The 13,073-nt window shown below is 50.7% G+C and carries 10 protein-coding genes; all 10 read right to left on the reverse strand.

Features of this window, described 5'->3' with window-relative positions; all coding sequences use genetic code 11:
- Positions 1 to 248: 248 nt before the first annotated feature.
- The 10 genes from groL to GZ78_RS03620 all read right to left on the reverse strand — a co-directional run bounded on the left by groL (position 249) and on the right by GZ78_RS03620 (position 13,073).
- Positions 249 to 1,895 carry a chaperonin GroEL gene (groL, locus tag GZ78_RS03575; RefSeq protein WP_034832823.1) on the reverse strand — a complete coding sequence of 549 codons (1,647 nt, stop codon included), beginning with the start codon at positions 1,893 to 1,895 and terminating at the stop codon, positions 249 to 251.
- Between the two features lie 55 nt (positions 1,896 to 1,950).
- Entirely contained in the window at positions 1,951 to 2,244 is a 294-nt protein-coding gene (locus tag GZ78_RS03580) for a co-chaperone GroES (protein WP_034832824.1), read from the reverse strand.
- Positions 2,245 to 2,370: 126 nt separating this feature from the next.
- A complete protein-coding gene (locus tag GZ78_RS03585; protein ID WP_034832826.1) occupies positions 2,371 to 2,847 on the reverse strand; it encodes an FxsA family protein in 477 nt (158 codons plus the stop codon).
- A gap of 103 nt (positions 2,848 to 2,950) precedes the next feature.
- Positions 2,951 to 4,594 (reverse strand): hypothetical protein, encoded by a 1,644-nt coding sequence (locus GZ78_RS03590; protein WP_034832827.1) that lies wholly within the window; start codon positions 4,592 to 4,594, stop codon positions 2,951 to 2,953.
- A gap of 172 nt (positions 4,595 to 4,766) precedes the next feature.
- On the reverse strand, positions 4,767 to 4,970 hold the full coding sequence (locus GZ78_RS03595) for a hypothetical protein (RefSeq protein WP_034832829.1): 204 nt from the start codon (positions 4,968 to 4,970) through the stop codon (positions 4,767 to 4,769).
- Between the two features lie 223 nt (positions 4,971 to 5,193).
- Positions 5,194 to 5,916: a HugZ family pyridoxamine 5'-phosphate oxidase gene (locus tag GZ78_RS03600; RefSeq protein ID WP_034832831.1), complete on the reverse strand. Its 723-nt coding sequence runs from the start codon at positions 5,914 to 5,916 to the stop codon at positions 5,194 to 5,196.
- A 479-nt stretch (positions 5,917 to 6,395) separates the two neighbouring features.
- On the reverse strand, positions 6,396 to 7,043 hold the full coding sequence (locus GZ78_RS03605) for a hypothetical protein (protein WP_152558530.1): 648 nt from the start codon (positions 7,041 to 7,043) through the stop codon (positions 6,396 to 6,398).
- 8 nt (positions 7,044 to 7,051) lie between these two features.
- Entirely contained in the window at positions 7,052 to 8,242 is a 1,191-nt protein-coding gene (locus tag GZ78_RS03610; RefSeq protein WP_034832833.1) for a phage tail protein, read from the reverse strand.
- The gene (locus GZ78_RS03615; protein ID WP_152558531.1) at positions 8,239 to 12,663 is read right to left on the reverse strand and encodes a phage tail protein; all 4,425 of its coding nucleotides are present in this window, start codon (positions 12,661 to 12,663) and stop codon (positions 8,239 to 8,241) included. The genes GZ78_RS03610 and GZ78_RS03615 overlap by 4 nt, the downstream gene beginning before the upstream one ends.
- Complete coding sequence (locus GZ78_RS03620; protein WP_051785785.1) at positions 12,651 to 13,073, reverse strand: DUF6950 family protein; 423 nt, start codon at positions 13,071 to 13,073, stop codon at positions 12,651 to 12,653. Before GZ78_RS03620 ends, GZ78_RS03615 begins: the two co-directional genes overlap by 13 nt.

The following is a 13,073-nucleotide window of genomic DNA, read 5'->3' on the forward strand; positions in this document are numbered from 1 at the left end:
CAGCTTTCTTCAGATTCCACCTCACGATGGACACCCTTGCCGTTCGGCTAATCGTTCCCCTCGCCTAAAGCGCCTACTGTTGGTGCCGGGTCGATAGAGGACTTTCACCTCCAAGTCATCCAGCCGCCACCATGCGCACTGGAACAGCGCCAGTTGGCGCTACGCGCCATACTCGGCGCACCAATAAGAAAGGCCACCTCTGAAATCAGAGGTGGCCTTTTAGAAGAAGCTGAGCTTCCGGGGGATGATTACATCATGCCGCCCATTCCGCCCATGCCACCCATACCGCCCATGTCAGGCATAGCAGGTGCAGCCGCGTCAGCAGGTTCGTCAGCAACCATAGCTTCAGTGGTGATCATCAGGCCAGCAACAGAAGCAGCCGCCTGCAGGGCAGAACGAGTTACTTTAGCCGGGTCCAGAATACCCATTTCGATCATGTCGCCGTACTCACCGGTAGCCGCGTTGTAACCGAAGTTACCTTCACCAGACTTAACCTTGTCAACAACAACAGAAGCTTCGTCGCCGGAGTTGGAAGCGATCTGACGAATTGGACCTTCCAGAGCACGCAGGATCAGTTCAACACCGGCCTTCTGCTCAGGGTTGATCGCATCAACACTGATGTTGGACAGAGCACGAACCAGTGCAACACCACCACCAGCAACAACGCCTTCTTCAACAGCGGCGCGAGTAGCGTGCAGTGCGTCTTCAACGCGTGCTTTTTTCTCTTTCATTTCTACTTCAGAGCCAGCACCAACCTTAACAACCGCAACACCGCCAGCCAGTTTGGCTACGCGTTCCTGCAGTTTTTCTTTGTCGTAGTCAGAAGTAGAGTTTTCGATCTCGGCACGGATCTGCTCAACACGAGCAACGATGTCAGCCTGGTTACCAGCTCCGTCAACAACCGTTGTATCTTCTTTGGTGATAGCAATACGCTTGGCAGAACCCAGGTCTTCAAGAGTAGCGCTTTCCAGAGACAGACCGATTTCTTCAGAAATAACAGTACCGCCAGTCAGAACAGCGATGTCCTGCAGCATGGCTTTACGACGATCACCAAAACCTGGAGCCTTAACGGCAGCAACCTTAACGATGCCACGCATGTTGTTCACTACCAGAGTGGCCAGAGCTTCGCCTTCAACATCTTCAGCGATGATCAGCAGAGGCTTGCCAGCTTTGGCAACGTTTTCCAGAATTGGCAGCAGATCACGAATGTTGGAGATCTTCTTGTCAACCAGCAGGACAAACGGACTTTCCAGTTCAGCAGACATGCTTTCCTGGTTGTTGATGAAGTAAGGAGACTGGTAGCCACGATCGAACTGCATGCCTTCTACGACATCCAGTTCATTTTCCAGACCGGAACCTTCTTCAACGGTGATAACACCTTCTTTACCCACTTTCTCCATAGCTTCTGCGATGATCTGGCCAACCATTTCATCGGAGTTAGCAGAGATAGTGCCTACCTGAGCGATAGACTTGCCGTCTTCACAAGGAGTAGACATGCTCTTGAGCTGTTCAACAACAGCAATAACAGCCTTGTCGATACCCCGCTTCAGATCCATTGGGTTCATGCCAGCAGCTACGTACTTCAGACCTTCGTTCAGAATGGACTGAGCGAGTACAGTAGCGGTAGTGGTACCATCACCCGCCTGGTCGTTAGCCTGGGAAGCGACTTCCTTAACCAGCTGAGCGCCCATGTTTTGAAACTTGTCAGACAGTTCGATTTCTTTGGCTACGGAAACACCATCTTTAGTGATGGTTGGCGCGCCGAAAGATTTTTCCAGCAGAACGTTACGGCCCTTTGGACCCAGTGTGGCTTTTACTGCGTCAGCCAGAACGTTGACGCCTTCCAGCATTTGTTTGCGAGCTTCGTCGCCGAACTTAACCTGTTTTGCTGCCATGATGGGTAATCCTTTGGAAATTTAAAACAGTTGTTATGAAATCGGGGTTCCGGGATCAGTCTTCCAGAACGGCGTAGATTTCGCTTTCGGAAACGATGATCAGCTCTTCACCGTCAATCTTTACGGTGTCAGAACCAGCGTACTTACCAAAGATCACTCTGTCGCCAACACTTACGCTGACAGGACGCTTTTCACCGTTGTCCAGAAATACGCCATCACCGATAGCCACTACCACACCCTGGTTTGGCTTTTCAGTAGCAGAACCTGGCAACACGATACCGCCAGCAGAAGTGGTTTCTTCTTCTTCACGACGAACGACCACGCGATCACGCAACGGACGGATTTTCATCGATGTATCTCTCCAACTGTTTATGCCGAAAATTCAGCAATCAACTCTTATAAAATGGTCCGTCAGGACCGAACCCAATTATCGGTAATTCAGTAAGTAAGGGTGGTTATTTCATTTTCAAGGGGGTTATTGAGATTTTTTTTCATTTTCCCGCTTGAACTCACCCTCTAAAGCTTGGTGATTACCCTGATTTCTGCCGACATCCTCTCGATAGTACTCACCTTCAAAGGTGGCTGAGGACTGCTGTGCCTGCCAGCGACCACTCTTGATCATCCTGCCCAAAATCAGTTTTCTGAAGGGCGGAATCAGCAGGGTAATACCTAATAAATCAGTAATAAATCCGGGAATCATCAGGAACACCCCACCCAGAGCGATCATGAAACCTTCCAGTATTTCAAGAGCTGGCAGCTCACCATGAGTCATTCTCTCCCGGGCTTTTAGCATGGTCCGGAAGCCTTGACGACGGATGACCGCCATTCCGGCCACCATACCGAGAATAACCAGAGCCAGAGTATTCAAAGCACCAATATAACCCCCTACCTTGATCAGAACGACCAGTTCCAGGGCAGGGAGCAGTAAAAAAATCCAAGCAGGGAAGCGCATGGAAGCCTCCTAAAACGACAGTGCCTTTTATATGGTGGTGCTTAAAAAAACTTCAAGGGCAAACGAGCTCACTTTACAGGATTAATACGTTCTGAGATTCAGATCAGTGATTCTGAAGCTCATGAATATGTTCAGGTGAAAGCTGCCTTTTGAGTTGTTTCTGAGCCTGTTGAAGCAATCCCAAAAGCCCCAGACCATTACCAAAAACGACTCGACTATGTACAAGTGCAGTTTCGACCTTGAGATTACGCAACTCTCTCAGGAAAAACTCCTGACTTGTTACCACACTGCATACCCAGAAAATGCCGAGACTCTTCAGATCTGAAGCAAAACCCAACTCTTGAAAGCGTGTTTTTCTTAATAATTCTGCACTCTCAGAAACATCAGCCATCGAGGACATCAACAAATCCGGCCTGAGCATTGGAATATCCATCAACGAGTCTCCAAAGGCAAACAACAAAGGGGGCTTTTTACCTTCAGCCACTAGCTCACGCCGCAAAATATTGAGTACCATCAACAGTGTGCTGCCCTTATTGGCTGTGACATCGCTGAAATAAGCCTGCTTCAAGATATTGTTTGCATCTGTTAAGGGCGTTACAACCACGTGGTTACCACGCCAATCAAAGGCCTCCTGGCTATACACAGATGAAGCCTCCGACGCATAAGCTTTTACTGTTAAACCTTTTGAACTGAATGCAGACTTAAAAGAATACGTTTGTTTAACCCCCGCCAGAAGAACGCGTGCTTCTTCCCAGTCTTTCGTCACCCAGCCATCTAGCTCACTGTTAATATCCACCCTGGCTCTTTGATGAGATTCTTCGAGCGTTGGATCAAACTGAATCACTTTCCCAGAGCCGAGAATTAGAATGTCCGGGGCAGGTATTAAAATTTTCTTCCTTTCTGAATTATTGACTCTGAACTCATGGGCACGCAGCTGTTCGGTAAAGGTCGATTCTTCAAGAAAGCGTACATTGGTCATATCAAGAGAGATACTCTGGGGTCCAGGATCATTTACAGGAACGTCTCCCTCTCTATAGTTTGTCAGAACCCTTGCTGTATTCTGAACTAACAAAACCCTGCCTTTATTTTTGTGATGGAAACGGGCAAATTTCGCATACCATTTCTGCTGGAGTTTAATAAGTAACTCATTTGTCCACACCAGACCTTCATCTCTCAACCCTTTCTCAACAGCAAAGTCTTCCAGACCATCCATTTCAACCCGCATCTGAAACCAGGTGCCATCCAGATCGAATGAAAATATCAGCTTAAGCTCTTCATCTTTATCCAGTTCAACCTGAAAGGCCGAAATAACATCATCCATGGCGCTTAATAATTCAGTAAATACCGACCTTGTCTTTTTAACTGTGACGCCTTCTCTTCCTTCAGGCGGCTTTTTCCCTCCAGAGCCCGAGCTCAAACCCGATTGACCGGGTTGACCGGGTTGACTGATTTGCCACCCTACACTCCATTTGTTCTGAGTCCTCTTGCTCCTGGACTGGCTCTCCTGACCACTGTTTCTTAAAGAACTCGTCCCTCCACCCACCTGCAAAGGGTTGCCAGACAGAATACTCTCTTCTGACCCACCACTACTGAGCCAAACTACTGATGCTGCAAGCAATGAAAGAACCTGATATTGGGCACCAGATTCCAGACTCAGTGACCCAGCCCAGGATGATGAAAGAGACAGCGCCAGTAGAAGGGACAGAGCTTGTACACGCAAGAAAACCACCATATATTCATATTTCATTTTTCATTTTCACACCAAAGATAGACCTGATTCAAAATAATGCTGCACTGGAAAATGTCTATTGCACCTTAATTGCTGCAATTTACTCAATTGAGAGAGTGTCGGGGATTCAACTTCTGAACCCAATTGAAAGGAACCCAATAGAAAGCGTCGCTGGAACGTCGCTGGAACGTCACTGGAACAATGTGTCGCCCAGGTCGAACACCAGCAGGAATAGAATACTTCTTTCCCTGATAAAATTTTCGAGCCTGCTTAAAACCAGAGCCATCTCATTGACCAGCCGGGTCACGACTTTTTCAGCGTTTTCAGAACTCTGTTTAGGTGGTGGGGGGGGTGTTCTGGCTCTTTCGTTATGAAGTGGCTTTTGTCGGAACATCAACAATAGTACTTTGCTTACACACTCCCCCTGTCTGAAACGGAGGAGCCTGTACCTGTGGATAACTTGATGACCGACTGACCAGTCAATACGGCAAGAATCCAATCCCAGGAGCCTGTCGGACCATAAAGTTAATATTAACTTTTATGCATTCATTTAAACGTCTCAAAACGCAAAAAACCCCGAACAAATCGGGGTTTTCTATGTTTCCAGGCACTCAGTATCAAGCTACTTTAGCCATTTCTACCAGCGTTTTGCGGACGGCCATGGGTTCTTCCACTTCGACTGGGAAAGGAATACGGACCAGTTTGTCGTTCAACAACAGGTGCATACCAGTAGCATCAACGCCTGCCATCTTGGGCTCAACGCCTTCGGGAATTTCGATATCTGCCGCTTTGCAGTACTTCACCATAGCGTCGACATGATCTTCATTCATGTGTTTAACCATGCCGTTTTCTGCACTACCGTAAAAAGGATTTTCACGGGTCATCAGTTCATTTTTAACCCAGAAAATTTTACCAAAACCACCAATGAAACGGGCACGTTTCAGATGAATACGGTAGAAGTCAAAACCATGTGTTTTGTGGTAATTAGCCGCAGGTGGGAAGAACGCATAGTAGCGCTGTTCGATTTCTTTAGCATCGTCGCTGTCTGCTTCAACTTTTTCAGCATCACCAATCCAGGTCAAACGTCCTGCCTTGTGGATATCGTCAACACCACTCTGGGTGATAATCAGGGATACCTTAGGGTTGGCTTCAATGTTTTTAGTATGCTGGGCCAGGTCACTGATCAAAATGATCGGGTTACCTTGCTTGTCCAGGCAGTATGGCATTACGGAACCAAATGGGTACCCGGGCACGTCATCTGAGTGAGTCGACAGAATACCGTGATACTCATTCAAAAGTAAGTTACGTGCGTCGTGAGCGGCTTGAACCTTGGGTTCCATCTGTTTCCCCTTGTATATGCATACCGTAGAACATACCACTTATTTCGGTATGTAGAATACGATTCTTCAACCTTAGGAGCCTGCCAGACTTATTAAAAAGTTCAGCGGACACCCAGACCTTATCCGGCCATGGTCGATCATTAAGACGCCTGTTCAGGCATTTTGGAGCGATTATATATTAATGAGATTGATTATCAATAAGATCATCATGCAGTCTTATCCGCAGACTCAGCCAGCGACTCACGATCTGTAGCGCGCCGGATGGTTTGAGATTCGCACCTTTTAACTATGAAACGCTATGACAATAGAAAGCCCCAGCAAAATCTGTAGAGGCTTCCAGTCTCAAACCAACCTTCTTGATTTACATTAAAACCCTTTACCATCTCATCATCTATAAGGTTTTAAGAGTCATTAAAGAGCTGTTAAGCAGATACCATCCTTTAATCGAAAGTAGGTATACCGTGATCCAGATATTCACATCAACTTTGGTCCTTGAATTGATCCATCTGATTTGCCCAAGCGTTAAACTCCACCTCAAACTCAGCTTCATTTGCCGTCTCAGGCAGTGCTTCCAGCGCGGTTTTCCCATCCATGCGCAGTGAGCGGACCGTGTCCAGAATCCCGTTGAATTTCAACTCCACTTGCCGGATCTTTTCAACAGCAGTCGTCGCATCCACTGAATAGCGCCGCATATGATCGGCCACGCCACTGGGTGGCTCCCCTTGCATACCGTTATCTATGAACTCTCTGGTCTGTTGCGCTACCCTGACGTACTCCCTTTCGACAGTCGTTCCTCCTGGTAAAAAACGCCCACGCACCGCATCAGCAAACTGATCCAGTTTATTGCGATAAAGATCCAGTAACTCTTGATGGGTAGGGGGTGGTTCAGGAAGGTCCTGTACTGCTTTTTGCCGCTGATGCTCAAAAAGGATGGCATCGTATGACGCCAGAGTATCAATGGTTTTGTTCGGAATTTCGCCCGTATACTCCTCCTCTCCCTGTCCATCACGCCACTGTAGAGCATGCAGCTTACCGGGTATCGAGTATTGGCTCAGGTCAATCTTCAGTGCATAGCCATCCACTATGACCATGTTATCTGCGGTTACTATAGTTACCTGGTTACTCATGGGTATCCTCACAGTTTGATGATGTAGCAGAGAGCATAATAAGGAGGGCGAACATCGACGGTGTGGTTATGACTACCCGTGCTGTTACTACTGGCACTGTGATTATGGGAACTGGAACTACCGGTATACCCCGTATACAAAGCACCCGATGAAGTCCGTGCATCACCTCCGGCAATGAGAGAGGTATAACGCCAACCGCCAGCCAACGAACCACCGACCTTATTGCCCGTTGCCGCATGACGGTGACTGGGGATCTGGCTGATTGAAAGCGTGGTATTCCCCACACTGACAGAATGTGAGTGCGCACCGCCTGTACTGGTCGTTTTATTAGTGCTTCCACCCATATCAGCAGGGTTATAGGTATCCCCTGCCCCAACAATAAACCGGTCTCGCAAATCAGGAATCTGAATACCACCCGTCGTTTTACCGGAACCATTACACAACTGATAACCTGCCGGAATCTGAGCGACAGTCCCTGCCCAGAGGATGATCGAGCCTGCAGGCAGCGCATTCTCTACTGCTTCCTGTACAGCCTTTGGTGTTGCTGCGCCGATATTGACTGCAGTGAGATTAATACTGCCGGTCAGCGGCTTGCCGTTGACGGTAACCGACTTGTCGACCTTGTTCTGGTTCAGGTCATACACCGCCTTGGCCGAGGCATGGAGACTGGCATTATTGGTGGTCAGACTGCTGGTGATGCCATAGTTCTGGACATTCCCCAGACCCACATCACTTTTCGTGGTCGCCTGAGCCCTCAGCCCTGAGTAAGTCCCCGTGATCAGCACATACTGGTTGGCCAGCTTGTTACCCAGCCGGGCGCTGTCATACGCTTGGGCTGTTTTGTCCAGTTTATTGTCCTGCAATACCTTGCCCGCAGCCGCCAGCAGAACCTTGTTGGCAGAGCCATCGGAGAGACTGGAGGTCGCCGAATAATTCGGAACATTGCCCAAACCCACTTGCGACTTGGTTGGAGCCGTTTCAGCGGTAAAGATCCTGACCCAGCCATTATTAGCCGCATTTCTCAATTTGAACTCAGGCGGGTTACTGCTGGTATCCAGCCAGACCATCCCGGAAAAGGGGCTCTGAGGCTCCGATGAGCCCGAGTTCTGCTCACTGAGTGCCGCCAGGATCTGGTTCAGCAGTGCCCTGAAGGGGCCACCGGCCAGATTGGGAATATGAAAGCTGTCGGTCTGACTCATGAGGCCTCTCCATAGCCGATGGATTGATAATCAAAGGCCGCCGCAAGGGCTGAACCTCCATTAAAGAATCGAATATTAAATCCTGCTCGATCCTGACCCGTCAGCTCCCAGCGGCCATTCTCGGGCAACCCGTGAGCGGTAATAGCAATACTGGGGCTTTGATCAAGGAATGGGGTCAGATAATTAACCCTGAGACCGGCAGACGGTGCCGTCAGATTGTGTGCCCTTTCGATACGGTCCTGAACATCAGCGATCAATTTCAGACTCGCCAGGGTTGCAGCCGATCCAGCCGCATAACCTTGTAGAGTTACCCTGAGCCTAAAACCTCTGCCTCGGAACTCACCCTTAATAAAAGGTGTCCACTCTGACCAGGTAGCCGAATTACTGGCCGGATCGTCATCCGTCTGGCTGACTTCATAACGCAGGGATACATTGTCAGGAATCGCGCCGTCAAACAGGGGCCAACTGTCCATCAGGTCGGTTCGGTCATCGATTGCGTCAGCAAAATAAACAGATGCATCCGTCTCCAGAGTTAGACGAGTTGTGGCCACAGCTCCCAGATCAAGAGGCTGTGTCATTGTATAGAAAGGCGTGCCTTCCTCCAGACCGATACTGGTCAGTTGCAAGCGCAGAAAGTTCACGCCATCCGACTCTGTATTGACCAAAAGATGGTTCTGCCCCTGTACGACATCCGCTTCATACTCATACCAAGCCGATGCTTGATTGGGTCCGGCAGGATCTGCATCCCAGACTTCTCCGTTCAAGGTAAAGCCCAAACCACCCTCGGGATCATTCAGATACATCCTGATCCAGCAACGGCCTGAAATAGGCGAATCAAAATAGACGTTGATATCTTCTTTAAATTTATTCCCCGAGTTCACTTGCTGATCCAAAAAGAGGGTATTTTCAGCAAGCGTTAATGATCCTCCGAGGTTAACTACTGCCTTATTCTTTGCTCCTGGCCAGGTATCCGGCTCCTCCCTTTCCACCACCCGGTTATAACCGATCAGACCGGCCATATTAGAGACAACCACAGAAGCCTGCTCCGAGTAATAGCCCGTGGCATTCACGGGTTTCACCAGGTACGTTCCGGCCAGCAGAGGCACACTGGCCAGTGTCGCATTACCCGGCAGCCGGTCAGTCACCTGGGCGGCACTATCCCAGGTAGCGCCATCCCCCACCAGGTGAGTATGACGAACATGAATGGAGCCCCCGGCCAACACATCCGGATCGGTGCTTAGATCCCAGCTGAGGCTGGCGGTATTACCAGACTGCCCGTGAAGACGCAGGTTCTGCAATGCCTGGGGAGGGCGCTGGGTGCCTTGGACAATGAAGCTTTTAGTGACATAGCCAGAGCGACGGACCCCATTAATGGCACGTACCCGAAAGGTGTAGTTCCCTGGGGGAATCGCATTCAGTGTTGCCGAAACAGCAGGACCGGATTGGATACCGGACCAGTTCGCCTGCCCCAACTCCTGGTATTCAAACTCGTAATGCGTAGCCCCGGCGACAGGCTGGCAGCTCACCACCACCTGGTTGATGATCTGGATACCCGAACCGATCAGACTCTCTTGAGTCGTCAGACCGCCTGGCACACTCAAACCGATCAGAGTAAACAGGGTATTGCTCCAGGCACTCAGACCCCCTTCACGCTGACTGATGGTGGCGACCTGCAATTCGTATTCAGCAGGTGTTAACGGGGCGATTAACCAGCGATTATCGGTGGTTTTACTCTCCACCAGGAGATCACTACCCTGCAGCAGGCGTACCTGGTAACCGCTGCTTTTATCCACGGCACTCCAGGTCACTTCACCGGCATGAGTAGCATTTTCATCAAAGGGCTTGAATGCCAGGTTGGCGGGTGCATCTGGTGCTGCCATGGTCAAGGCCAGTGTCGCCGGATCGGATTCTTCTACCCGTCCCAGGCCTACCACCTCCACCCGGTAACTACCAACCTTTAGCACCGGCACCTGGTATTGATGACCACTGACACGGGTCTGAACCGGGATACTGTTATCGGACAGACGAATAATGGTGACCCGGTACTGACTGGCATTACTTTCCCAACTCAGCAATCCCCAGAGTCCTGGATCGTCACCGGCCACAAAAGCCAGTTCGGCGGGTGTCGTCAGGCTTTCCGTCAAGCGCTGGCTACTGGCCTGCCAGGGCGAAAATTGGTCACGCCACTGGGCCCGGACCCGGAACTGGTAGACGGCGGGTAACATAGGTGGCAACCGGACCGGCGCCCCAGAGCAATCACCGTTGAATTCAAAATCCGGCCCGGAGACCTGAAACTCAATGCGATCAGTACGGGGATCTTGCTCAGTAAATGTCAGGGTGCCGCCACTGGTAGTCGGGTCAGCGTTTTCAGAGACAAAGACCGCTACCGGGCTGGCCAGGCTATCAATTTGCAACTGGGTTTCTTCCGACCAGGCTGACGGGGTAATCCCCAACACAGACCGAACTCTCAACCGGTAATTGCCTGCATAGAACCAACCCAGACGCACCGGCGAGGCCGCAACCGAGGTCCGGTAAACCCCTTCGCCCCCATGGGTCAGCAGCTCCAGTTCATAGGTCTGGCCACCGGTATGTGGCCAGCTGACCTCCAGCCAATGATCGTGGGCATTCAGTTGCTCAACGGACAGATCCGGTGCTTCCAGGGTCAGGCTGATCGCCTGGCTGACCGGTGCACTACTGACTCCAAAGGCATTTCTGGCCACGACCTGCACGGTATACACTTTTTCTGCCACAGGCATAGTTAAGGGCACAAGGGTATCGGGTACCTCAGCCTGCCAGATCACATCCTGTCCATCCAGTAACACCACCCGGTAACGGGCAGCCTGACCTTTCCAGGACAATACACCGTGTTGATTCAGCTTGTCTGGAGTGCGTATAAAACTAAACTCCGTCACCGGCTGCACCGTCCGAGGATCAGAGCTGTCGAGATTGCCAGGCAACAAAGCATCCACGATGCGTCCAGGCTGACCGCTCCAGATATCGGGATGATCTTCCACCAATTCCACTCGAATACCACTGCCTGACGGGTCCAGCTTCCAATTCACTACCCTGAACTCTAAGCCTTCCACACCCCGAAAATCGGTTTTGACTACCCGGCTCATCACTACATCAATCGCCGAAAGCATGAATGTACCGACGACACTGGCTCCCCGACGACGATTCTCCAATTCAATCCAACCCAAGGCCTGAGCCTGAGTGTTCGACTGAACAAAATCCAGACTCATATCTTCAACCCGCTCACGGCCATCCTCTTCGATATACTCAGGGCGTGACAGCGACGGGAAGTCAGTCATATTAAAACCCTGACTGGGCTCCAGGTACTGCCCGGTAATCGTATTGATTCTGTCTTGTAACGGTTGGGAAACCCGGACCTGCAGATCACCGATAGCCTCTGACTTCTTTAAGGTACGGGTTGCCGGACCGTAATAGGCACCGGCCCTAACGCCCCACAAACCACCGGAACGGATAAACTCGCCCGCCATGGTAGCTGCAATTTTACCTAAAACCTGTTGAGGATCGGTTTCCTCATCAAAGACCGCATGACAGCTATAACGAGACTCTGTGACACCATTGCGTACCACCTGCTCATCACAGATATTAGCGGCCCGGATAAAGTAGTCCTCTAAAATATGCTTTTCCGGACTGAGCAAATGATGGCGAATATAATGACGGCCCTGCAGTACTGGATTACTGCTGAACATCGCTTGGGTCGTGCGGGGATCATGAACTTTCATGCCCCTCACCTTGGCCACCACATCCTCTATACCACTGGGCCACTTTTCCGGGTCCGAGCGCAGGCGGGCGTGTAGAAAGGTCTGGCCACGACCCACCATCTGCTGATCCCACTGGGGAACCCCGTTGAGTGAAAACGGCACACCACTGGCCTGGAGACTGCGACTGTAGAACCAGACTTCGCCATAGAGCTTTCTGCTACCCATGGCCTGACTAAGAATGCTGTCGAACATCCCAAACAAACCCTTAAAGTTCTGGGGTTGTGGCTGTTCGCCAAAATACCAGTAACTGCCTTCCGCCGTGCTACTGCCTCGGGTGAAAACCCGGTCACCAACCCGGACACTCAGACAGTCACTGCAGGGATGACCCGCCAGGGGAATCACCAGGTCAACAATTTCGTCCTCACCACTGTCATTGGGCTCACCCGGTTCCTGAATGAAGATCACAGGACCTGAAACTTCCACCTCACCAAAGATGACCTGCTTGGGCGCATTAGAAGCCCGAAAAGTCTGCTTGCGCTCTTGGGGATTACTGCCCTGATCAACAGCCTTGGCTTTCTGGGCAGAGTAATAGGCATAGCCTGCTGCAACAACACTCACTGCCAGGGCAATGGCACCTACCGTTCCTACCGAGGCTACGACAGCAACAACAGCGGCAGCTACTGGCGGCATGGTAACCTCCAACCGCATTCAACAAGACTAAGGGAATGCGCTCGTAGACCTTGAGTTTCTGGCAACCAGACTGTTTCTCCCCAGACAATGCCCAGCGTTTTACCATTAGCCAGATCGGCTCCGGCTATATCCCCTCTTTGCAATTGCTGAGGCTCAACCCTGATCGTTTGAAGTTCCCGGGCAACCACTTCGTACACATCATGACACTGACGCTTTAACAGTTGCTTTAATGCTCCGCCAGCGGTCGTATACTGACCTCGCCAACCTTTGGCAAAGTCATGCCCGGTTTGTGCCTGGAGTGCATCCGCAGCCGCCAGAGCGCAATCAAACTGCCCCCACTGAAACGGGGTATCAATCGCCTTATGCAACCAGTCAATCAATCTGACTTCCCAGTCTTCACGCCGTTGCAT

Origin of the sequence: Endozoicomonas numazuensis (assembly GCF_000722635.1) — a bacterium.
GTDB lineage: Bacteria > Pseudomonadota > Gammaproteobacteria > Pseudomonadales > Endozoicomonadaceae > Endozoicomonas_A > Endozoicomonas_A numazuensis.

Coding starts and splice junctions, on each gene's coding strand:
- groL (WP_034832823.1), bottom strand. CDS start 1,895: ATGGCAGCAAAACAGGTTAAGTTCGGCGACGAAGCTCGCAAACAAATG.
- GZ78_RS03580 (WP_034832824.1), bottom strand. CDS start 2,244: ATGAAAATCCGTCCGTTGCGTGATCGCGTGGTCGTTCGTCGTGAAGAA.
- GZ78_RS03585 (WP_034832826.1), bottom strand. CDS start 2,847: ATGCGCTTCCCTGCTTGGATTTTTTTACTGCTCCCTGCCCTGGAACTG.
- GZ78_RS03590 (WP_034832827.1), bottom strand. CDS start 4,594: ATGAAATATGAATATATGGTGGTTTTCTTGCGTGTACAAGCTCTGTCC.
- GZ78_RS03595 (WP_034832829.1), bottom strand. CDS start 4,970: ATGTTCCGACAAAAGCCACTTCATAACGAAAGAGCCAGAACACCCCCC.
- GZ78_RS03600 (WP_034832831.1), bottom strand. CDS start 5,916: ATGGAACCCAAGGTTCAAGCCGCTCACGACGCACGTAACTTACTTTTG.
- GZ78_RS03605 (WP_152558530.1), bottom strand. CDS start 7,043: ATGAGTAACCAGGTAACTATAGTAACCGCAGATAACATGGTCATAGTG.
- GZ78_RS03610 (WP_034832833.1), bottom strand. CDS start 8,242: ATGAGTCAGACCGACAGCTTTCATATTCCCAATCTGGCCGGTGGCCCC.
- GZ78_RS03615 (WP_152558531.1), bottom strand. CDS start 12,663: ATGCCGCCAGTAGCTGCCGCTGTTGTTGCTGTCGTAGCCTCGGTAGGA.
- GZ78_RS03620 (WP_051785785.1), bottom strand. CDS start 13,073: ATGCAACGGCGTGAAGACTGGGAAGTCAGATTGATTGACTGGTTGCAT.